This window comes from Priestia sp. SRI_019, from assembly GCF_057586255.1.
The window spans coordinates 221,903-244,518 of record NZ_JBYCZN010000002.1; the positions used below are offsets into that span (position 1 = coordinate 221,903).

Sequence of the window (22,616 nt, forward strand, 5' to 3'; positions counted from 1 at the left end):
ATGAAACTTATTTACTTTACCATCGTATACATAGATAAGTCAGTAAACATGTCAAACTTTCTTACAACTTTTCAAAAAGTATGTTTACTTATCTGACAAATTGGTTACAATATAGATAGTTATATGATATCAGTTTCTTTAGATTTTTCAGATTTTTCATAAAAATTACATAAAGTAGGTGTTGGAATCATGAGAAAATTACGCAAACGTTCATTTGAAGAGTTAGTGCAAGAAAATAAAACGCAACTGTTAAAAGATCAGTCAGAAATTGAACGCATTGAAATGGAAATTGAAAAGCGGTTAGAAGATCGTATGCTTGAAAGAGCTGAATAATTTCAAAGTAAGTTGGTTAGAGTAACGGTGAGGAGGGGATAAGCATGGGAAATCCTAAAAAACAAAGCAAATCTTTTGTTCCGAATCACATCGGCACTCAACCGAGAGAAGCTGGTGGAAATAACGGAAAACAAATGCAAGATACATCCGGCAAGCATCCTCAAGTTATTCAAACCAAAGGTGAATGAATAAAAAGTCGCTGAATTCAGCGACTTTTTATTATTTGAATTCTACTGTGAATAAATAAACGTAAGGATTGCTCGAAATAAGCTCTTTAACAACTTCTCCATCGTCGGTTGAAAGCGGAGCAACTCGTATGCCACTGCCATCGTCACCAAATAAAGCAGCAACTGGATATGTTTTATTCATTTTTACCGTTTGTTTTTTCTCTAATCCAGTAAAGGAATAGCCGTTCATTTTTTTTTGCTTTTCCGCTTCTATTCCTAGGTTTGTATCGTTGCTGCCTACATTAAACATAACTTTATGAGTATCATCATCGATTTTATATGTAATAGCAAACATGTCAAATTCTTTTGAAACAGTCAATCCTCCTGAAAATAAAGGCTCTTTTGCTTTTCCCTTTTCGTAATAAGTAGCTTTTACATAAGCTTCTTTTGCGTGATTAGGAGCTTTCACATCGTATGCAATGATATTGCTTTTGTAGTCTAGGTTTGTCACAGCTAACATTTTTTCTTCATGTTTTGAGTAATGATGAGGCTTCATAAAGGCACTTGCTGTCAACTTTGATGCCAATGAGGTTTGCGACATAAAAAATACGGCAAGCACTGCAATAAAAATGACGCTTAGTAATGTTATCATTCGTTTGGTCATAGCGATTCCCCCTTTGTATGTATATATTACCATATTATGTATGTTTTATATATACATTTTAACTTAATTATAATTATATTATGTAAACTAAAATCATTTTTTTCCACTTATAGAGATGAACAAATCCGGCATACTACAATTGTAACAAAGTTATTTTGAGGAGGAAGATACAATGGCATGGAATAAATCGAATCCAGACGATCGCAGTGATAACGTTGAAAAATTACAAACAATGGTCCAAAATACAATGAAAAACATTGAAGAAGCAGAAGAAGCAGCTGCATGCAGCACTGAAGAAGAACGTCAGCGCATTCAGCAAAAAAATCACAATCGTGAAGTAAGTATCGAAGCAATGCGCAGCGAAATAAAAGATGAGTCAGAAGCTCGTCAAAATGGTTACGAAGGTACGATTTAATAAATAAAACAACGACAATAAGCAGCTAAAAATAAACGGTTTTAGCTGCTTTCTTTCTATATTTTTTTAGTAAGGTCAATACTAATACAAACTAGCGAAGAGGCTTATGTAGGTGAAAAAGCACGTAAAAAAGAAAGTAGTAAGGATTTTGGTCAATTTACTTGTTGTCTTGATTATTGTGGGCTCTTATCACACGCATAAGCCCTTGCCTAAAGGAGTTTCATACGAAAGTAAGCCCCACAAAGTAGAAGATGTATTTCTTTTATCAGACCTAACGTATCAAGACCAGCAGACGTCTGTTTCTGAACAACATATTTTTCAAGCAGTTACAAATGCGATTGATGACGCAAAAGCTTTTATTATTATGGATATGTTTCTATTTAACGGCTACTATAACCAAGGCGAAACGTTTCCTCACCTTAGTGATACGCTTGCAAGTAAGCTGATTGAAAAGAAACGAAAACATCCTACTATCGAAATCGTCTTTATTACAGATGAAATCAATACAACCTACGGCTCACATGATTCAAAGTGGTTAGATTCACTGCGGCTAAACGGAATCAAAGTGGTGCAAACCAATTTATCTAAGCTCAGAGACTCCATTCCACTGTATTCTTCAGTGTGGAGAACGTTTGTTCAGTGGTTTGGTGAAAAAGGAATCGGATGGATCACCAATCCTTTTGGAAATAATGCGCCTAAGACGACGGCTCGTGCTTATTTTAAGGTGTTAAATGTAAAAGCGAATCATAGAAAAGTAGTAGCAACGGATCAAAGCGTTATTATCTCCTCTGCCAATCCTCATGATGCAAGTTTTTATAATTCTAACATGGCCTTTGAAGTAAAAGGGAATATCATTGGAGATGTGGTGAAAAGTGAACAAGCGGTGTCAGATTTTTCTTATGGAGGAAAGTTACCTCGGTATAAGAAGAAAGAAAAAGAAAAGGGAGACCTCTATGTTCAGCTGTTAACAGAAGGCAAAATCTATAAGCACATATTACATGATTTACGTCATGCTAAAAAAGGCGACGATGTATGGCTCGGCATGTTTTATCTTGGAGATCGAGACGTAATAAAGGCGCTTTTGAAAGCTTCTAAACAAGGCGCAAACGTACGATTAATTTTAGATCCTAATGAAAATGCGTTTGGAAGAAAGAAGTTCGGACTGCCTAACCGTCCAGTCGCAGCAGAACTTGTGAAAAAATCTAAAGGAAATATTAAAGTTCGCTGGTATCATACGGGAAAAGAGCAGTATCATCCTAAAACTTTATTTATTCGGAACAAAAGAAAGGCAACGATTATTGCAGGGGCAGCAAATTTTACAAAACGGAATTTAGATAACTTGAACTTAGAAACGGACATTAAAGTATCAGGCCCTTCTAACAAAAAGGTTATGACCGAACTAAACGCTTATTTTGACCGCTTATGGACAAATAAAGAATACACATATACACTTCCTTATAAAAGGTATGAAAATAAGATGACGCGGCTGGAAATGCTGATATATCGCATTCAAAATGCGCTTAGTCTTACAACATATTGAGTAATAACCAAACTAGTAGGAGTATATTCTCCTTATATGGTAAGATAAAACAGGAACAGTGCAAGAGGAGGTAAAATCATGCTAGTATCGAAGAAAGAAATCGAAGTGCGCTATGCAGAAACTGATCAGATGGGCGTTGTGTATCATGCTAACTATTTAGTATGGATGGAAATAGGTCGAACGCAGTTTATTAGTGATTTAGGTTTTAGCTATGCACAAATGGAAAGAGACGGTGTGCTGTCGCCAGTTATTGATATACAGGCTTCATATAAAAAGCCGCTTCATTATGGCGAGACAGCTGTAGTACATACTTGGGTTGAGAGCTATGACGGGCTACGCGTTGTGTACGGCTACGAAATTTTTAATTCAAATGAAGAACTTGCGTTAACAGGAACATCGTCACACGTATGTGTGAAAAAAGAAAACTTTAAGCCTATTTCAATTCGCCGTAATTATCCGGAATGGCATAAAGCCTATGAAAATGCCAAAAAGCAGGGTTAAGCGCAAGAATAAAAAGCATCGATAAATCGATGCTTTTTTTCTTACGCTTCGTAATGAAAGTCAGGTTCTTTTGTTTCTTCATTATAATTTACGGTCAAATCATGACCATCAAAGTACCAAAGGTCTTCATCTTCTACGAAGAATGTTAAACCGTCAACTTTTGTTTCAACGCCAACGTTTTTAGGAGAATCTGTGTTTACACCTAAAGAAAAACCTTTTTGAACGTTACTGCATCCGCCGTAGCGAACAAAAAAGCGAATTGTTTCGTTTCCTTCTAGCATCATTTCGTCTTTGTACCACGTAGCAGCTGCTTCTGTTACTGTTAATTTCATTAATTATGCTCCTTCCAATACTGCGGATACATTTATTATAGTAGAAAGGTAGATAAATTACCAATATATACGAATCCAGCTAGGAAGGAATGAGATAAAATAAAACGATTTAATATAGAGGTGAAGGCTTCATTTCTATATTAAATCGTTTCATTCTTTCATTTGAAATCATATTGTTTTCCAATGGTCTCCCAGCAGTGAACGCAGTAGCGGCTTCCTTCTAGCTGTGAATCCATTTTCTTATTTCGTTTGCAAATGGGGCATTTTTTCTTCACATCATTCACCTCCTTATTTTAGTATCAGTATAACTAATAAATAAGAAATGTATTCGCTTACAAGGTGGTTATAAAAAAAGAAATAAGAGGAAGATCCTCTTATTTCTTTTTACCTGACAAAAATGTGACTTTCGGTTCTGTTTTGTTAAGAATTCGGGTAATGTTTGCGCGGTGTCTGTAAATGACAAAGGCTACAATTAAACCAATAATCATAATAAGCATGTAGTCTTGCTTAAATAGCGTGTAGATAAAGGTTAATACCCCGGTAACCATTGATGACAGTGATACATACTTCGTTATGTATAAGCAGATAAAAAAACATAATAGTACGAAAGCAAATAAAAGAGGTTCATAACATAAAATCACTCCGGCGGACGTGGCAACAGCTTTCCCGCCTTTAAATTTCGCGAAAACAGGAAAAATATGACCAATGACAGCAAATAAACCAATGAAGAGAATGTTTTGATTCGTATCAAATAAAAGCGGTAAAGAAGCTGCTAGGGTTCCTTTTAGAATGTCTCCCAGCGTAACAATAATTCCGGCTTTTACACCCAATGTACGAAAGGAGTTGGTGCCGCCTAAATTGCCGCTTCCATGCTCTCGTATATCGATGCCGTATCCTAGTTTTCCAACAACTAGTCCAAAAGGAATAGAGCCCAAGATATAGGCAAGAATAGGTAATAAATAATTCATGTTTGAAAGCTCCTTTATTTCTATATCGTTTCTATTTTACCATGAGATACTTAAAAAAACATAGCTAGTTTTGGGTGAGAGACAATTATTTTAAAAAAAGAAGACGTTTACAAAAATAGAGAAAACGGGTACTATATGCAGGAAATCAACTGTAAATCACGAATGTTGTTCAGTACATATTATATAGCTAAGAGAGGTAATAGACATGTCCATTAAAATTCCTTCCCGCCAAGAGCTTGGTAAAATATTAAAGAGAAGCAAGCGCATTGCTGTAGTAGGTTTATCAGATAACCCTCATCGAACGTCTTATATGGTTTCAGAAGCCATGCAGCAGCAAGGCTACGAGATTATTCCGGTGAACCCGACAATTAACTCAGCGCTCGGCGTAAAAGCCGTATCTTCATTAAAAGAAATTGAAGGGCATATTGATATCGTTAATGTATTTCGTCGCTCTGAGCATTTGCTTGAAGTTGCAGAAGAGTTTTTAGAAGTAGACGCAGACGTATTTTGGGCACAATCTGGTTTAATTAATGAAGAAGCATATGACCTGCTCGCTAAAAAAGGGTATACTGTAGTTATGGATCGTTGTATAAAAGTTGAGCATGCTTTAACAAAGTAAGATCTATAAGCAGAACAACCAACCCATGCACACTGCTTGCATGGGTTTCACCATGCATTGAAATAGTAAGAGCGTTTCCGCTACAATAGACGTTAGACAGCTAGCTTTATAATGCTTATAATCCATGAATACACAAGATATTGCTTTTATAATACGGAAATTTGTGCTAAAATCTTGTAAGTACGCAAAAATAGAAACATACGTTCTGTTTATGCGAACACTATAAAATCAAAAGATAGGATACATGATCATTTATTCTTAGACACGAAGCGCAAACGTTTGTGTTTCATACATAATGTAGTAATGTTCGTTGTAATGAAAGGGGTAGTATGAATGGCTCGGAAACAACAATTTAATTATAATGAAGATGCAATTCAAGTACTAGAAGGATTAGATGCCGTTCGTAAACGTCCTGGTATGTATATTGGAAGTACGGATACACGAGGTCTGCATCATTTAGTATATGAAATCGTCGACAACTCTGTCGATGAAGCTCTAGCAGGCTACGGAGAAGAAATTATTGTAACCATTCACAAAGATAATTCAATTTCTGTACAAGATAAAGGTCGAGGTATGCCAACGGGCATGCATAAACTAGGAAAACCAACGCCTGAAGTTATTTTAACCATCTTGCATGCAGGAGGTAAATTCGGACAGGGTGGATATAAAACAAGCGGAGGCTTACATGGAGTAGGTGCATCTGTTGTAAATGCGCTGTCTGAATGGTTGACTGTAACCATTCATAGAGATGGATTTATTTATGAACAGCGTTTTGAAAATGGAGGAAAGCCGGTTACGACGCTAGAAAAAATAGGGAAAACGAAAAAAACAGGAACAACGATTCATTTCAAACCGGATGCTACGATCTTTTCAACAACTGTGTATAATTATGACACGCTTTGTGAACGGCTCCGCGAATCGGCTTTTCTGTTAAAAGGATTCAAAATAGAGTTAATCGATAAAAGACATGATCGTCACGATACCTTTCATTATGAAACAGGTATTCAAGCCTTCGTTTCATATTTAAATGAAGAAAAAGATTCACTTCATCCAGTCGTCTTTTTTGAAGGGATTCACCATAATATTGAAGTTGAATTTGCCTTTCAATTTAATGATGGTTATTCTGAAACCATTTTATCATTCGTTAATAATGTTCGTACCAAGGATGGTGGAACGCATGAGTCCGGTGCAAAAAGCGCTATGACGCGTGCATTTAATGAATACGCCCGTAAAGTAAGCCTGCTAAAAGAAAAAGACAAAAACTTAGAAGGAACGGATATACGAGAAGGCTTAGGAGCCATCGTTTCTGTAAGGATACCTGAAGAGTTGCTTCAGTTTGAAGGACAAACAAAAGGAAAGTTAGGTACAAGCGAAGCTCGTTCGTCTGTAGATGCAGTTATTTCTGAAAAACTTGCCTATTTCTTAGAAGAAAACCCGGACGTAAGCTCTCTTCTTGTAAAAAAAGCAATCAAAGCTGCTCAAGCGCGTGAAGCAGCACGAAAGGCGAGAGAAGACGCAAGAAACGGGAAGAAACGAAAGCGTCAAGAAACCGTTCTAAGCGGAAAGTTAACGCCTGCGCAATCAAGAAATCCTCAGCGAAACGAACTGTACTTAGTCGAAGGGGATTCCGCCGGAGGTTCAGCAAAACAAGGAAGGGATCGCCGCTTTCAAGCTGTGCTGCCACTGCGAGGGAAGGTTATCAATACCGAAAAAGCCAAGCTTCAAGATATTTTTAAAAACGAAGAAATTAGTACGATCATCCACGCGATAGGCGGAGGAGTAGGAGCAGATTTTGCAATTGATGATATTAACTACGATAAAATAGTCATCATGACCGATGCGGATACGGATGGCGCTCATATTCAAGTGCTTCTGCTAACGTTTTTCTACCGCTATATGAAACCGCTTGTGGAAGCAGGAAAAGTATTTATTGCTCTTCCACCGCTTTATAAAGTAAGTAAAGGGTCAGGTAAAAAAGAAGTGGTTGAATATTCATGGAGTGACGAAGAATTGCAAGGTGCTATCGATAAGGTAGGAAGAGGGTATATGATTCAACGCTATAAAGGTCTCGGTGAAATGAACGCAGATCAGCTGTGGGAAACAACAATGAACCCAGAGACGCGTACGCTGATTCGTGTCCGTATTGATGATGCTGCTCGCGCTGATCGTCGTGTGACCACTTTGATGGGCGATAAAGTAGAACCTCGCAGAAAATGGATTGAAAGCAACGTAGCGTTTGGATTAGAAGAAGATCCAAATATTTTAGATAATGAAAATGTATTAACGGTCGCAGAGGAGGACGTACAATGACACAAACAGAACGCTTTTTAGATTTACCTCTTGAGGATGTACTAGGCGACCGTTTTGGTCGATACAGTAAATATATTATTCAAGAGCGTGCACTGCCGGATGCAAGAGACGGGTTAAAACCCGTTCAGCGCCGTATTTTATATGCAATGCACGTAGATGGAAATACAGCAGAAAAAGGCTTTCGCAAGTCAGCCAAAACTGTAGGGAACGTAATTGGTAACTATCACCCTCATGGTGATTCATCTGTATATGAGGCCATGGTTCGAATGAGTCAAGAATGGAAAGTTAGAAATGTATTAATCGAAATGCATGGAAACAACGGAAGTATTGATGGAGATCCCCCAGCAGCAATGCGTTATACAGAAGCTCGCCTTTCATCGATTGCTGCAGAACTTCTACGAGATATTGACAAACAAACGGTTGAGTTTGTGTCTAACTTCGATGATACAAGCAGCGAACCAACTGTGTTACCGGCTATGTTTCCTAACTTGCTAGTAAATGGATCCACGGGTATTTCAGCTGGTTATGCTACAGAACTTCCTCCTCATCATTTAGGTGAAGTAATTGACGCAACGATCATGCGAATTGATAAACCAACGTGTACAATTGAAGAGTTGATGACGGCTATTCAAGGTCCTGATTTTCCTACGGGAGGAATCATTCAAGGGGTAGACGGGATTAAGAAAGCCTACGAGACAGGTAAAGGAAAAATTATTATTCGCGGAAAAACGGAAGTGGAGTCCATTCGCGGCGGAAAACAGCAAATTGTTATTACGGAAATTCCGTTTGAAGTAAACAAAGCCAACCTTGTTAAGAAAATGGATGAGCTTCGTTTAGATAAAAAAGTGGAAGGCATTGCTGAAGTTCGCGATGAAACGGATCGTACCGGTCTACGCATCGTAGTAGAATTAAAAAAAGATGCAAATGCTCAAGGAGTACTTCACTATCTCTATAAAAATACGGATCTGCAAGTACCTTATAATTTTAACATGGTTGCTATTGCTAAAAAGCGACCAAAGCTTATGAGTTTGGCTAATATTCTTGATGCTTATATTGATCATCAAAGAGAAGTGGTAACAAATCGTTCTAAATATGAACTGCAAAAAGCACGTGAACGTGAACATATTGTAGCGGGATTGATTAAGGCCCTGTCGATTTTAGATGAAGTTATTGCGACGATTAGAGCTTCTAAAGATAAGCGCGACGCTAAAAATAATTTAATTGCCAAATATGAATTTACAGAACCTCAAGCAGAGGCGATTGTATCGCTTCAATTATACCGTTTGACAAACACGGATATCACAGCTCTACAAGCGGAAGCCGAAGAGCTAGGTGCTAAAATTAACGAGTTAGAAGAAATCTTACATAGCGAGAAAAAACTTTTTAATGTAATCAAAAAAGAATTACGCCGTGTAAAGAAGCAATATAGTACAGAACGCCGCTCAAAAATTGAAGCGGAAATCGAAGAAATTAAGATTAATCTAGAAGTGATGGTTCCATCTGAAGAAGTGATGGTGACAGTCACAAAAGACGGATACGTAAAACGAACAAGCCTTCGTTCTTACACCGCGTCTAACGGGCAAGACTTCGGTATGAAAGATACGGACCGAATTTTAGCGAAGTATGAAATTAATACAACCGAAACGCTACTCATCTTCACAAACAAAGGGAATTATTTATATATGCCAGTGCACGAACTTCCTGATATCAGGTGGAAAGACATGGGGCAGCATATCATGAACATTGTTCCAATTGATAAAGAAGAGCAAATTGTACGGGCGATACCGGTGAAAGAATTTAAAGAAAATCAGTATCTGCTTTTCTTTACGAAAAATGGTATGGTCAAAAAATCAGAATTACTTCAATATAAAGCACAGCGCTACTCCAAAGCTCTTGTCGCCGTTAATTTAAAAGGCGATGATGAAGTAATCGATGTATATCAAACGGATGGTAAAAAACAAGTGTTTATTGCCACTCGTTCTGGCTACGGACTGCGTTTCCGGGAAGAAGAAATCAATATTGTAGGAACTCGCGCTTCTGGTGTGAAAGGAATTAACTTAAAAGACGATGATTATGTTGTAAGCGGCGTTATCTTCGATGAAGATGAAGCTCTATCAACTGAATTATTTATCGCCACGCAGCGAGGAGCTGTGAAAAAGACAAAAATTACTGAGTTTGAAGAATCAGCACGAGCAAAACGAGGGCTAGTGATGGTCCGAGAACTAAAAGCTAATCCGCATCAAATTGCAAAAGTAAAAGCAATCTCTAAAGAACATTACATGATAGTGGAATCATCTAAAGGTCAAATCGAGCAGGTTGATCCGTCTACAATGCGAGCTAGTGACCGATACAGCAACGGTTCATTCGTATTGGACCAAAGCGAAGCTGGCAATTTAGTTGATGTGTGGCTGGAAGAAAAATAACAAAAAAAGCAGTAAAGTTTTTAAAGCTTTACTGCTTTTTTCACTTTATATTTTTAAATTAAACTATGTTCTAAATAAACAATATAAAAGAATTACTCTACTCCTCATCCCAAATAAACATTATACACATCCTACACAGGCCTATAAGAAACTTTTGAATGTTCCAATTGTCCTAAACATATATATATAAGAACAACTAGGAGGTGTTATACATGAACTATTTTATTCACGTAACTCCTAAGACTAAACTTTTTGTTCGGGATATCGGAAAAGGGGAACCCGTTCTTTTCCTTCACGGGTGGCCTGTTAACGCTAAAATGTACGAATACCAATTTACAACATTGCCGGCCCGAGGTATTCGATGTATCGCTCCTGATCTTCGAGGATTCGGAAAATCAGATGCGCCTTTCACCGGCTATTCTTATAATCAATTAGCGGATGATGTTCGCATGTTAGTAGAAAGATTGGAGCTTAAAAATTATACGCTCGTAGGCTTTTCTATGGGGGGAGCCATTGCCATTCGATATATGAGCAGACATTTAGGATATGGCGTGAAGAAGTTAATTTTATTAGGAGCAGCGGCTCCTAGTTTTATTCAAAAAACTGATTTTCCATATGGACTTCCTTCTGAAGAAGTATATACAATTATTCAAAATACGTATAGAGATCGTCCTAACATGCTTGAAGAGTTTGGGAAAAAGTTTTTTAATCAGCCAACCAGTTCAGCTTTTAGAGGGTGGTTTCAAGATTTAGGTTTAGAGGCATCCGGTCATGGAACGATTAAAACTGCGGTGTCTTTACGAGACGAAGACTTACGGGAAGATTTAAGTCAAATTTTCGCTGAGACATATATATTACACGGAAAAAAAGATCAAATTTGTCCATTTGATCTTGCAAAAGTTATGAATCGTCATATTTCATTTTCTACACTTCTTCCATTTGAAAATAGTGGACACGGCCTTTTTTATGATGAACGTGAGAAAGTAAATGACACTCTTATTGAACTCATTGCTAAAAGCTCAGCCTATAAGTAAGGATATACACTTAAAACCGAACTGGCAGCCAAATAAAAAAAGTAAAAACCCGGCACCTAACGTAATGAAACGAAGAAGCTTAGGTGTGATAAATTTTCTTGTGAAATGAATGCTGCAGGCAATATTTAAATTCCAAAGAAGGATGCCAAAGATAATAAAGAAACTGTGAAAAAAGACAGATAGCCACGTTTGACTGTGGAGGCTTTCGCTTAAGCTTGACCCAAATACACCAAACCAAAACACAATATTTAAAGGGTTCATAAGAGCAATGAAGAAGCCTGAAAAAAACGATTTATCTCCTTTAATAGAGGGTTTATTTACATCGACTGAAAAGGAACGAGAGACAGCTTGTTTCATACTTTGAAAGCCAACAAATGTGAGCATGACAAAACCAGTTGCATACAGGGAAACAGTAACAGCCTGCATCTGAACAAAAGGCGTTAACCCTATTAAAATGAGGAGCATAAATAAAATGTCGGCCGTCATGCCTCCTAAACCAACTAGCCAAGAAGCCCAAAAACCTTTTGTCAGCCCTTTTTTAATCATCTCTATATTAATTGGACCTACCGGTGCTGCGAGACTAATACCTAGAATTATTTGTTTTATAGCAATCAAAAACCATTCCACAAACACAGCCTCCTTTCTAACTTGTCCAATAGTAGCTTATATATATATAGATTAGAGTTTTAAAATTTAGAAGCGACATTTAGTTAAAAATGCTCATAAACTTTCTTTTCTTTAATACACATGTAACGTTGAGTTCCATAAGGAGGGTTTTAATGGCATCAAAAATACTTTTTCGAGCCAATGAGGTTTTAGAGTCAACGCATGTCCCGTTTTGGGGAAAAGATGCTTTTCAATATTTCCAAAGCGATATATTATCAGAAGAAAATCCATTTCCTTGTATATTAGGGGTAGAAGGCTTTAAAAAAGATTTACTGCGGTTTTCATTTGTGACTACTCCTTATAACTACCAAGATATTAGGAATGCAGCGTCGGCACTTAGAGAATACATAGATACTTTTAAAACCATAGGTCGCTATACATCCTTTGTGTTATTCTTTAAGCCTGAACATAAAGAACGTTCAATGGAAGAGTACGAAACGATGTTTTGGGATACGCTGACGTTTCTTCATCAAATTGATCAAAAGAAATGGCCGCAAGACATTCCAAAAGATCCAAAAGATCCATTGTGGGAATTTTGCTTTCACGGAGAACCTACTTTTGTCGTCTGTAATACGCCTGCTCATTCTTTACGTAAAAGCCGTAAGAGCAGAGGATTTATGATTACATTTCAGCCTCGATGGGTGTTTGAAGGAATGACAGGAGATTCAAAAATAGGGAAGCACGTACAAAAGGTCGTCCGTGATCGGTTGGAAACATATGATGACGTATCAGCTCATCCTGAATTAGGATGGTATGGACAGCAGGAAAACCGAGAGTGGAAGCAATATTTTTTGCGCGATGATAACAACTATACTACCGGACAGTGTCCGTTTAAATTAAAAAGGAGTGAGCAGCATGGACGTAAAAAAAGCCTCTATTAAAAAAGGAGTTGGCGGAAAGTTTGAAGAAGTAATTAAAGAACTGCTTCCGGCGTATACTGGATACGTTGAAGTACAGCACGATATTGCTTTTCAAACGCACCCATCTCATACCCATCCAACTGATGAAATTCTTCATATACTTGAAGGATCTATTTACTTTACAGTTGAACATGATACGGTTCTATGTCAGGCAGGAGATCGGATACATTTACCGAAACAAACGGTTCATTCGTCAAAAGCCGGATCTGATGGGTGCACATACGTTATTTCCATTTTAAAATAAAGATGAAAGAAGATGATGCTTATGCTACGTTCCCGGCCAGTGCTGCTGCTTATTGATGTACAAGAAGGATTTTATTCACCACAGTGGGGGGAAAGAAACAATCTAGATGCAGAAAAACATATGCTGACACTACTGCAAGCATGGAGGCGCCAAGATTATCCTGTCATTCACGTACAGCATGCATCAGAAAATCCAGATTCTCCTTTACACCCAAGTTCAAAGGGGTTTCAGTTCAAAGAAGGGTTTGGTCCACAAGAAGACGAATACTTAATTCGCAAACACGTGAACAGCTGCTTCATTGGAACAGAGCTAGACAGTTATTTAAAAGCAAATGGCTATGATACGCTTATCTTAATAGGACTAACTACTAATCACTGCGTCTCTACGACTGCCCGCATGGCTGGAAATCTAGGGTACAGGACGTACGTTGTAAACGATGCAACAGCTTGCTTTGATTGTATGTCCTACGATGGAAAAACAAGGCTTCCTGCAGAAGATGTACATACATTCGCACTGTCTTCTTTGCATGAGGAGTTTGCGACGGTCGTTTCTACAAAAGAGACACTTCAAGTTCTTCAAACCTTTCAATATGCTCAAAATCACAACTGATGTGCATGCGCACATCGGTTTTTTATGTAGATTATGTTTATTAAAAGAAGTAAAATAAAGATAATTCTATACTATAAGGAGTTTGTACATATGATCATTCGTTATGCTAAAGAAGAAGATTTACCTATGCTTGTTGAAATTTATAACCAGTCTGTTCAAACAAGTGCTGCTACTTTTGACTTAACGCCTGTAACGGTAGAGCAAAGAAGGAGCTGGTTTAATAATCATATTAGCAATGAACTTTTTCCGCTTATTGTCGCAGAAAAAGATGGGGTAGTAGCGGGCTATGCTTCGCTTTCTTCTTATCGAGATAAAGAGGCGTACATTCAAACGGTAGAGCTATCGATTTATATTGATAAAAACCAGCAGGGGCATGGCATTGGAAAAAAGCTTATGAAGCGAATTTTGGAATTAGCTAAAGAACTCAACCATCACGTTGTCATTTCAGGGATTACAAAAGGGAATGATATCAGTATCAAAATGCATGAGCAATTTAATTTTACATTTTGCGGAGAATTTAAAGAAGTAGGCTGGAAATTCGATCAGTGGCAAGATGTTCTTTTTTATCAGCTTATTTTATAAGATGTATGACACCTTTACACATTGCAACGTTTTAGTTTCATGTGTAAAGGTTATTAAAATAATAAGTCGTTTTATTATTTTAATACGAAAGGTGTTAGCTATCATGAATACACATGTTCAATATCAGCATCTAAGAGCTATTCCAAAAAAATGGTCCAAAAAAGAACTGCATATCCAGCTGAATAGAATCAAACACAACTCTGAACTATCTACTATAGCAGCAGATCCGCTTTTTCATCTGTTAGAATGTACTCATTCGGGCCTTCAAACTAAACAAGAAATCATAGACTACATCCAAAGCATTCCTACTCATCAACTTCTATCTTTTGTAACCCATTTAAGCAGGTTAATTCAGCATATTTATTATATAGAAGCTGCTGATTACTGTAATCGCCCCCTCAAAGGTTATATGCTTGTTATGAAAAATCAGCCCGCCTATATATCTCTTCATTTTGCTGATCAGGTCACATAAAAAAGCTCTCTATTCAAAAGAATAGAGAGCTTTTTTTATTCGTATTTTTTTACTGTTACTTGGCATTCTTTTAACGGAATAAGTTTTGACTTTTTCGTCCATTTGTATCCTAACCAAACAATTAAGAATAAAGGAAGTCCGATATAAGAAACAAGTACACCGTACCAGTCAATCGAATCACCCGTAAACGCCGAATAGTTTTGACCTAAAATGACAACAGCACATAAAATAAAGGCAAAGATAGGACCAAACGGGAAAAGTTTTGCATGATATGGAAGTTCACTCAAATCATGACCTTGGGCAACAAATGCTCTTCTAAAACGATAGTGGCTGATGGCAATTCCTAACCAAGCAATAAAACCAGACATACCAGAAGCGTTAAGTAACCACGTGTATACCGCACCGTCTCCAAAAAATGAAGCACCAAATGCAAGTGTACCGACAAGTGCCGTTGCGATTAAAGCATTAACCGGAACGCCTCGTTTATTTACTTTTGCTAAGAACCTCGGTGCTTTTCCATCTTTCGCTAAGTTCCACAGCATACGCGTAGAAGCATACATACCTGAGTTACCAGCAGATAAAACGGCTGTTAAAATAACGGCATTGATAGCTGATGCTGCAAACGCCAGACCTGCTCGTTCGAATATTAAAGTAAATGGACTTACCCGCACATCATCACTTGCTAATGAATCCGCTGTGTATGGAATAAGCATCCCGATAACAAAAATAGCTAAAATATAAAATAACAAGATGCGCCAGAAGACTTGTTTAACTGCACGAGGAACCGTTTTTTCCGGATCTTCACTTTCTCCAGCTGCGACTCCAAGCAACTCTGTTCCTTGGAATGAAAAACCAGCAGCCATAAAAATACCTAAGACAGTAAAGAATCCACCGTGAATGGGTCCATCACCAAGCGTGAAGTTTTTAAAACCTGGTGCTGCATTGTTAAAGATACCAAAAATCATCATAATACCAATAACTAAAAAGATGATAACCGTTACTACTTTAATTAACGAAAACCAAAATTCAGATTCACCAAATCCTTTTACAGAAAGGTAGTTAAGCCCAAACATAATTAATAAAAACAGGGCACTCCATAAAATAGAAGAAGAGTTTGGGAACCAAAATTTCATAATAAGGGCTCCAGCAGATAATTCAGCTGCAATCGTAATAGCCCAGTTATACCAATAGTTCCAGCCGAGAGCGAAACCAAAGGATGGATCTACAAACCGAGACGCATACGTACTAAACGAACCGGCTTCAGGCATATAAGCTGCGAGCTCCGCTAGGCTGGTCATCAAAAAGTAAACCATGACACCAATGATAGCGTAAGCTAAAAGCGCTCCCCCAGGTCCTGCTGTGTGAATTGCTCCACCACTTGCTAGGAATAAGCCGGTTCCGATGGCTCCTCCTAATGAAATCATCGTTAAGTGGCGAGATTTCAACCCACGTTTTAATTCTTGCTGCTCTTGCATAGATAAATACTCCTTTCGAATGTACGGAAAGAGACGGGATAACATAAAAAAAGCCCGCAGTATATGTGCGCGCTTTTAAATCTGAAAACCGCGTCAACCTTCCGTGAAGATAGCTCTTCACATCACTCGCATGATGTGACAGTTCTGTTCCTGTTCGGAGACAGCCCCAGCTTAAATCAACCGAGAAGTGATCTAAACTTCGGCAATTTTTCCTTTCAAGCAACATCCTCAATGTTCTCTGCATTTCCGTTGCTTTACTATTAAAAACTGCGACCTCTACCTCATCGATTAGGATGAGGGTTTTTTATATTCATTTGACATAAAAGAAGTATACCAAATACTAAAACGATTGTCATTATAAAAAATAGATTCAGAAAATAGAAACATCTTTGAAATCTCTCGAATCTATTTTGTTACATATGATATAATGAATGTTGTCATAATACTACATAAATATCCGAACGTACCACAGGGGGAGCCGCCGTGCTGAGAGTGAACAAATTGTTCAGACCCTTCGAACCTGTTAGTTAACGCTAGCGTAGGAATGTGGGAATAGTAGCATATATTTGCTTACTCCTGTGTAAACCGTTTGATATGAATGATTCAAAAACAGGAGTGAGAAACGTGAATAAAGCATTACCTTTACAGGCTAAAATTGAAATAGCTATTTTTGCAGCATTAGCACTTCTACTTGATCTTTTGCCTTCCATTAAGATTGCAACGGCTGTGAGTATTTCGTTCTCCATGGTGCCCATTTTTATTATGTGCTTTCGCTGGGGAGTAAAAGGCGGGGCTCTATCTGGTCTATTATGGGGGCTTTTACAGTTGGCAACAGGAACGGCTTATATTTTAACAGCGCTGCAAACGTTTATTGAATATATTGTGGCTTTTGCTTTTATAGGTTTTGGAGGTATTTTTTCGCAATCTATTAAAACAAATTTAGCTAACAATAACAGATCAAAAGCTTTTGTTTTGATTGTTTTATCCCTTATTATCGGCAGCTTCGCACGGTATTTCTGGCACTTTATTGCGGGTATTATTTTCTGGGGATCATATGCGCCAAAGGGCATGTCCGCTCTATGGTATTCTTTTTCAATGAACGGGATTTCAATGGTAGGATCACTAATAGCCTGCTTAATCATTCTTTCACTATTAATTCCATCGGCATCAAGAATGATTATAACTAAATCACACTCATCATAAGCAAAAAGACTAAATCTACCAAGATTTAGTCTTTTTTGTCATTTGTCACCTTTGTTTACACAAAAGTGTGTCAGGTTTGATAACATAGTTAGTGAAATATTCAAAAAACTGTTTTATGATAATCACCATATTCAAACGAGATAAAGGATTGATAGCATGCTACAGAAATGGATCACGAGCATAGGTTTAGATATTGGAACAAGCACAACGAAACTGATTGTAAGCAAGCTGTTAATAGCAAATCAACAAAATCAGTTTACGCTGCCAGGCTGTCAAATTATTGATCGTCGCGTAACCTATGCAAGTTCTATCTATACCACCCCTATGCTAAACGATGTTGAAATCGATGTTCAAAGATTAACGGTACTACTAGAACAAGAGTATAAGAATGCAGGAATCTCCTTAGATCAAGTGGAAGCAGGTGCTGTTATCATCACAGGAGAAACGGCCAGAAAGCAAAATGCAGAAAGTATCGTTCACTATCTAGCCGAACATGCTGGGGATTTTGTTGTTGCAACAGCTGGCGCTGACCTGGAAGGAATATTAGCAGCAAAAGGATCAGGAGCAATCGAACATTCTGCTGAAACAAATGCAGTAATTGCCAATATTGATGTAGGAGGAGGAACTGCTAACATCGCTTTATGTCAAAATGGAAAAGTTATAGAAACGTTTACACTGCATGTGGGGGGAAGATTAATTCGTCTGAATTCAGACGGTTTTGTCACCTACGTTTCGTCTCATTTAACTGAATTTTTGGAAAATAATTCTTTAACACTGCGAGAAGGTGAAAAAGCAACATTTGAAAAGCTCTCGTCTATCTGTCAATTACTAGCTGAAGAAACCGTGAATTATGTAAATGCGCTGAATCAAAATTCCTCGCTTCTCGTTTCTCCTCATACAAGATTTTCTATCCCCGAAATGATCATGGTTTCAGGAGGAGTAGGAGCAATGATGGAGAAGCAAAAGCCAAAAACAGTGAAAGAAGTGGCCATACATGGAGACGTTGGTCCGCTTCTAGCATATCATTTTCAATCCATCCAAGTTTCTCAAGCCGCTGAGACAACGCGCGCTACTGTAATTGGGGCTGGTATGCAAAATACAGAAGTTAGCGGATCAACTGTATACATTGGGTCGAAGCGGCTGCCGTTAAAAAATATCCCGATTGTAGAGATACCTGTTCAGCAAGAAGAGAAATGGAATCCGCTGATGTTTCAAGAAAGAGCTCGAGCGGCATGTATGCAGGCTTCAACTATTTTCAGCGCAGAAGATCCCCCCGCTGCTATTGCTTTATCTCATTTTCCTTACTGCAGCTATAAGATGCTTCAAGAATTAGCAAAAGTAATAAGCGCTGAATTTATTGCTTGTTTTAAAGGAGCTAAGTGCCTCGTTGTTCTATGCGAGCAAGATATTGCAAAAGCTTTAGGACAAGCATTAGCTAAACAGAGGAAAGAGTTAGAAATTATTTGTTTAGATCAAATTGATTTTACACACGGAGATTACATTGATCTAGGGTTACCAGTAGCTGGAGAAGCGATCTCCGTTTCCGTTAAAACGCTCGCTTTTTCATCATAATCTACTAAATATAGAAGGAGGAAACGATGTTTAAAACTACACGATTGTTAGGAGAAACATTTTCATTTTATAGCTTAAAAGAAATCATGGCCAAAGCAAACGAAGAGCGTTCTGGAGATCAACTCGCAGGAGTTAGCGCTGAGTCAATGAAAGAACGAATGGCAGCAAAGCAAGTTCTAGCTGATATCACACTTGCTGATATCAGAAACTACCCGCTGCTCAGCGCAGATGAAGACAACGTCTCGGCATTAATCGAAAGTCAGATTGATTCATCTGTTTACGACATTATTAAAAATTGGACAGTAGGGGATTTAAGAGAATACATTTTATCCGATCAGCATAGCGGAGAAGACCTTCTTGCACTTAGCAAAGGATTAAGCAGCGAAATGATTGCGGCGGCTACTAAAATTATGTCCAATTTAGATTTAATTCAAGGAGCTGACAAGATAGAAGTGCAAACTACTTGTCAAACGACTATCGGCCAAAAAGGAGTATTGGCTTCTCGAGCCCAGCCTAATCATCCTTCAGATAACTTAAAGGGAATGAGAGCATCTCTATACGAAGCGTTAAGCTATGGAATTGGAGATGCGGTTATCGGAATTAACCCTGTTATTGACACAACGGATAATATCTACGCGCTTTTGAATGAAACAAAAAATATAATCAATGAATGGGCAATCCCGACTCAAAACTGTGTGTTGTCACATGTGACGAGTCAGATGAGAGCAATTGAAAAAGGAGCATCTGCTGACTTGATTTTTCAAAGTTTGGCAGGCACAGAAGCCGGTAATGATTCATTTGGAATTTCACTGTCTATGCTTGATGAAGCGACAGCGTTAATTCATGAAAAAGGGACGGCAAAAGGTCCGAACCGCTGGTATTTTGAAACAGGACAAGGTTCTGAACTGTCATCAGAAGCTCACTATAATATTGATCAAGTAACGCTCGAAGCTAGATGCTACGGCTTAGCTCGTCACTATAAGCCTTTCTTAGTTAATACGGTTGTTGGATTTATTGGACCTGAATATTTATATAACAGCAAACAAGTTCTACGAGCTGGGTTAGAAGATCATTTTATGGGCAAGATGCACGGCCTGCCTATGGGAGTAGACGTATGTTACACCAACCACATGGATGCTGATCAAAATGATATGGATAATTTAAGTATGCTTCTGGGAACAGCTGGAGTGAACTTTGTCATAGGAGTGCCCATGGCTGATGACTGCATGCTAAACTATCAGTCTCTTAGTTATCATGACATCGCAACGGTGCGTAATGTGTTAGGCCGCACCCCAACGCCGTTATTTCAAAAGTGGCTTGAAGAACAGCGTATTGTGGACAACGGGCGCTTTACATCAAGAGCTGGAGATCCAACTATTTTTATGAATTTGATTTAAGGAAGGTGCTTACTATGATACCAAAGTCAAATCGAGATCCACTAGAAACACTTAAACAATTTACCCCTGCCCGCATAGGTGTCGGACGTACAGGAACAAGGCCGCTAACAAAAGACGTTTTATCTTTTCGCACGGATCATGCTGCAGCCGTCGACTCTGTATATGGAGTAGTTTCAGAAGATATTTTAGCCGAGTTTAACCTTTTCTCTGTGAATACACGCGTGAAGTCAAAAGAACATTATTTAAAACGGCCGGATCAAGGAAGGTTATTAGCAGATAACGCTAAGAAAGAAATTTTTAAAAACTGCGTGCACCGGCCTGATATACAAGTAGTAGTCTCGGATGGGCTGAGCGCCAAGGCAATTGAAGAAAATATAAGTGACGTCTATCCAGCTTTAATTGACTCCCTGCAGTCATATGGACTTCATATCGGGACTTCATTTTTTGTAAAAGGGGGAAGAGTTGCGTGTATGGATGAAATAGGCGAGATCATAAAGCCAAAAGCACTTGTGCTATTGATTGGGGAGCGACCTGGACTGGTCAGTGCTGAATCAATGAGTGCTTACATGTGCTATGAACCTAGCAAAGGCAAAAAAGAGTCTGATCGTATGGTCATTTCTAATATTCATAAAAGAGGGACGCCTCCTATTGAGGCAGCCGCACATATCGGTACTATGATTGACAAAATGATTAAGCAGCAAACAAGCGGTGTACATCTTATTGTCTAAACATCAAAAGGAGGAGAACGTATGGCGTTACAAAAACAATTAAAACCTATTCATTTATGGGCTATTTCAGTTGGTATGGTTATTTCAGGACAATACTTTGGGTGGAATTACGGGTTTGAACAAGGCGGGATTATCGGACTTGCAATTGCAACCTTAATTGTAACTGTGTTTTACACCACGTTTATGTTCAGTTATGCAGAGCTTTCAACATCTATCCCGCAAGCAGGTGGACCTTCAGCTTATGCAAGAAGAGCACTTGGACCTTTTGGGGGATATATCGCAGGAATTGCCTGCTTGCTTGAATTTATTTTTGCTCCTCCTGCTATTGCGGTCTCAACAGGAGCATACCTACACTTCCTTATTCCAGCCGTTAACCCTGTATACGCAACGGTAGGAGCTTTTATCTTCTTTGTTTTATTAAATTTAATCGGGGTAAAAGAAGTAGCAGTGATTGAGCTTACAGCTACCATTGTTGCACTAATTGGTTTATCTATTTTTTATGTAGCTGGTTTGCCTCATGTACAAACATCGAATATTTTTAATGATCATTCATTTATTAATGGGCCAACAGGGGTACTAGCAGCGATTCCGTTCGCTGTTTGGTTTTATCTGGCAATAGAAGGAGGAGCAATGGCAGCGGAAGAAGTGGAAAATCCTAAGAAAAACATTCCTAAAGGATTTATTGGAGCGATTATTACTCTAGCAACCGCAACGTTGTTTACACTATTTGTAACAGCAGGACTTGGCGGAGGAAGCGGGAAGCTAGCCGATTATCCACTTCCACAGGCGCTGTCTTCTGTATACGGAAACGGCATTTCAACCGTTGTTGCTATTATCGGGCTATTTGGCTTGATTGCTAGCTTAAATGGAATCATCATGGGATTTTCAAGACAAACCTATGCGCTTGCACGAGATGGTTACTTTCCTAAATTTCTCGCTAAAACGAATAAAAAAGGAGTTCCTGTCGGCGGTTTGTTGATTCCGGGAGCAATCGGCGTGATTTGTGCAGGATCTGCAACGTTTGCCAATGCACTTATTATCTTATCCGTGTTCGGAGCAATGATGATGTACTGCATCAGTTTAGTTTCTCTTTTTATTTTACGCAAAAAAGAACCTAACCTGTCCCGTCCTTTTAAAGTAAACTACCCGGTCGTGCCAAGCATTGCCTTAGTATTAGGGATTCTGTGCTTGTACAGCATCATAAAATACAGTGTTCTTACAACAAATTTAATGCTGTTTGGCGTTTCTCTACCTTTAATTTATGTGATTCTTGGAATTTTCCTTCTTTCAATTATTTACTATGTCTTTTATGGCTCTAGACAGCTCAAAAAAGAAGCAGCCAATTCATATCAAGAAGCATCCATTAAATAGGAGGAAAAACGGCTCGCTGTAAAGGCAAGTCGTTTTTCTTGTGAAATTAAAGGGTTGAGCGTTTTTTTGTA

The 22,616-nt window shown here is 38.3% G+C and carries 24 protein-coding genes and 2 riboswitches; of the genes, 19 read left to right on the plus strand and 5 right to left on the minus strand.

What is annotated here, in order from left to right; genetic code table 11:
• Positions 1–189 precede the first annotated feature (189 nt).
• Both AC2YJL_RS11435 and AC2YJL_RS11440 read left to right on the plus strand, forming a co-directional pair.
• Complete coding sequence (locus AC2YJL_RS11435) at positions 190–333, plus strand: FbpB family small basic protein (RefSeq protein ID WP_013057252.1); 144 nt, start codon at positions 190–192, stop codon at positions 331–333.
• 44 nt (positions 334–377) lie between these two features.
• Positions 378–521, plus strand: a complete 144-nt coding sequence (locus AC2YJL_RS11440) for an acid-soluble spore protein N (RefSeq protein ID WP_014459885.1) — start codon at positions 378–380, stop codon at positions 519–521.
• Between the two features lie 31 nt (positions 522–552).
• Here AC2YJL_RS11440 and AC2YJL_RS11445 read toward each other — a convergent pair whose 3' ends face one another.
• Positions 553–1,164, minus strand: coding sequence for a hypothetical protein (locus AC2YJL_RS11445; protein ID WP_195696904.1), 612 nt, complete (start codon positions 1,162–1,164; stop codon positions 553–555).
• Between the two features lie 172 nt (positions 1,165–1,336).
• Here AC2YJL_RS11445 and tlp point away from each other — a divergent pair, with 172 nt between their 5' ends.
• The 3 genes from tlp (at position 1,337) to AC2YJL_RS11460 (ending at position 3,620) form a co-directional block, all read left to right on the plus strand.
• Positions 1,337–1,579 (plus strand): small acid-soluble spore protein Tlp, encoded by a 243-nt coding sequence (gene tlp, locus AC2YJL_RS11450; protein WP_014459887.1) that lies wholly within the window; start codon positions 1,337–1,339, stop codon positions 1,577–1,579.
• A 112-nt stretch (positions 1,580–1,691) separates the two neighbouring features.
• Entirely contained in the window at positions 1,692–3,119 is a 1,428-nt protein-coding gene (locus AC2YJL_RS11455) for a phospholipase D family protein (protein WP_487374763.1), read from the plus strand.
• 78 nt (positions 3,120–3,197) lie between these two features.
• Complete coding sequence (locus AC2YJL_RS11460) at positions 3,198–3,620, plus strand: acyl-CoA thioesterase (RefSeq protein ID WP_195696906.1); 423 nt, start codon at positions 3,198–3,200, stop codon at positions 3,618–3,620.
• A gap of 41 nt (positions 3,621–3,661) precedes the next feature.
• Here the strand turns inward: AC2YJL_RS11460 and AC2YJL_RS11465 are convergent, their stop codons facing one another.
• Positions 3,662–3,952 (minus strand): HesB/YadR/YfhF family protein, encoded by a 291-nt coding sequence (locus AC2YJL_RS11465; RefSeq protein ID WP_013057245.1) that lies wholly within the window; start codon positions 3,950–3,952, stop codon positions 3,662–3,664.
• Positions 3,953–4,326: 374 nt separating this feature from the next.
• Positions 4,327–4,920, minus strand: a complete 594-nt coding sequence (gene plsY, locus AC2YJL_RS11470; protein ID WP_013057243.1) for a glycerol-3-phosphate 1-O-acyltransferase PlsY — start codon at positions 4,918–4,920, stop codon at positions 4,327–4,329.
• 205 nt (positions 4,921–5,125) lie between these two features.
• Here plsY and AC2YJL_RS11475 point away from each other — a divergent pair, with 205 nt between their 5' ends.
• The 4 genes from AC2YJL_RS11475 to AC2YJL_RS11490 all read left to right on the plus strand — a co-directional run bounded on the left by AC2YJL_RS11475 (position 5,126) and on the right by AC2YJL_RS11490 (position 11,306).
• Entirely contained in the window at positions 5,126–5,539 is a 414-nt protein-coding gene (locus AC2YJL_RS11475; protein ID WP_050689736.1) for a CoA-binding protein, read from the plus strand.
• A 333-nt stretch (positions 5,540–5,872) separates the two neighbouring features.
• Entirely contained in the window at positions 5,873–7,849 is a 1,977-nt protein-coding gene (parE, locus tag AC2YJL_RS11480; protein WP_028408350.1) for a DNA topoisomerase IV subunit B, read from the plus strand.
• Positions 7,846–10,272, plus strand: coding sequence for a DNA topoisomerase IV subunit A (gene parC / locus AC2YJL_RS11485; protein WP_251568204.1), 2,427 nt, complete (start codon positions 7,846–7,848; stop codon positions 10,270–10,272). Before parE ends, parC begins: the two co-directional genes overlap by 4 nt.
• 212 nt (positions 10,273–10,484) lie before the next feature.
• A complete protein-coding gene (locus AC2YJL_RS11490) occupies positions 10,485–11,306 on the plus strand; it encodes an alpha/beta fold hydrolase (protein ID WP_251568203.1) in 822 nt (273 codons plus the stop codon).
• Here AC2YJL_RS11490 and AC2YJL_RS11495 read toward each other — a convergent pair.
• The gene (locus tag AC2YJL_RS11495) at positions 11,292–11,933 is read right to left on the minus strand and encodes a LysE family transporter (RefSeq protein WP_028408353.1); all 642 of its coding nucleotides are present in this window, start codon (positions 11,931–11,933) and stop codon (positions 11,292–11,294) included. The genes AC2YJL_RS11490 and AC2YJL_RS11495 overlap by 15 nt on opposite strands.
• A 152-nt stretch (positions 11,934–12,085) precedes the next feature.
• On the opposite strand from AC2YJL_RS11495, the gene AC2YJL_RS11500 reads away from it, so the two are divergent.
• The 5 genes from AC2YJL_RS11500 (at position 12,086) to AC2YJL_RS11520 (ending at position 14,799) form a co-directional block, all read left to right on the plus strand.
• On the plus strand, positions 12,086–12,853 hold the full coding sequence (locus AC2YJL_RS11500) for a YqcI/YcgG family protein (protein WP_195696910.1): 768 nt from the start codon (positions 12,086–12,088) through the stop codon (positions 12,851–12,853).
• Positions 12,828–13,136, plus strand: coding sequence for a cupin domain-containing protein (locus tag AC2YJL_RS11505; RefSeq protein WP_028408355.1), 309 nt, complete (start codon positions 12,828–12,830; stop codon positions 13,134–13,136). The genes AC2YJL_RS11500 and AC2YJL_RS11505 overlap by 26 nt, the downstream gene beginning before the upstream one ends.
• A 21-nt stretch (positions 13,137–13,157) precedes the next feature.
• Entirely contained in the window at positions 13,158–13,745 is a 588-nt protein-coding gene (locus AC2YJL_RS11510) for a cysteine hydrolase family protein (RefSeq protein WP_034276016.1), read from the plus strand.
• A 90-nt stretch (positions 13,746–13,835) separates the two neighbouring features.
• Positions 13,836–14,327, plus strand: coding sequence for a GNAT family N-acetyltransferase (locus AC2YJL_RS11515; RefSeq protein WP_050689738.1), 492 nt, complete (start codon positions 13,836–13,838; stop codon positions 14,325–14,327).
• A gap of 103 nt (positions 14,328–14,430) precedes the next feature.
• Positions 14,431–14,799, plus strand: coding sequence for a hypothetical protein (locus AC2YJL_RS11520; protein ID WP_195696912.1), 369 nt, complete (start codon positions 14,431–14,433; stop codon positions 14,797–14,799).
• A gap of 35 nt (positions 14,800–14,834) precedes the next feature.
• Here AC2YJL_RS11520 and AC2YJL_RS11525 read toward each other — a convergent pair whose 3' ends face one another.
• Positions 14,835–16,274 (minus strand): amino acid permease, encoded by a 1,440-nt coding sequence (locus AC2YJL_RS11525; protein ID WP_251568202.1) that lies wholly within the window; start codon positions 16,272–16,274, stop codon positions 14,835–14,837.
• A 102-nt stretch (positions 16,275–16,376) separates the two neighbouring features.
• Positions 16,377–16,561, minus strand: a riboswitch (Lysine riboswitch).
• A 174-nt stretch (positions 16,562–16,735) separates the two neighbouring features.
• Positions 16,736–16,836: riboswitch (TPP riboswitch) on the plus strand.
• Positions 16,837–16,868: 32 nt separating this feature from the next.
• Between AC2YJL_RS11525 and thiT the strand changes: the two genes are divergently transcribed.
• From thiT to eat, 5 genes are all read left to right on the plus strand, one after another.
• Positions 16,869–17,477, plus strand: coding sequence for an energy-coupled thiamine transporter ThiT (gene thiT / locus AC2YJL_RS11530; RefSeq protein WP_050689751.1), 609 nt, complete (start codon positions 16,869–16,871; stop codon positions 17,475–17,477).
• Positions 17,478–17,633: 156 nt separating this feature from the next.
• Positions 17,634–19,049 (plus strand): ethanolamine ammonia-lyase reactivating factor EutA, encoded by a 1,416-nt coding sequence (locus AC2YJL_RS11535; RefSeq protein WP_251568201.1) that lies wholly within the window; start codon positions 17,634–17,636, stop codon positions 19,047–19,049.
• 26 nt (positions 19,050–19,075) lie between these two features.
• The gene (locus AC2YJL_RS11540) at positions 19,076–20,446 is read left to right on the plus strand and encodes an ethanolamine ammonia-lyase subunit EutB (RefSeq protein ID WP_195696914.1); all 1,371 of its coding nucleotides are present in this window, start codon (positions 19,076–19,078) and stop codon (positions 20,444–20,446) included.
• Positions 20,447–20,460: 14 nt separating this feature from the next.
• A complete protein-coding gene (gene eutC / locus AC2YJL_RS11545) occupies positions 20,461–21,174 on the plus strand; it encodes an ethanolamine ammonia-lyase subunit EutC (protein WP_050689742.1) in 714 nt (237 codons plus the stop codon).
• A gap of 21 nt (positions 21,175–21,195) precedes the next feature.
• Positions 21,196–22,545: an ethanolamine permease gene (gene eat, locus AC2YJL_RS11550; RefSeq protein ID WP_028408364.1), complete on the plus strand. Its 1,350-nt coding sequence runs from the start codon at positions 21,196–21,198 to the stop codon at positions 22,543–22,545.
• The last annotated feature ends 71 nt before the right edge of the window (positions 22,546–22,616 follow it).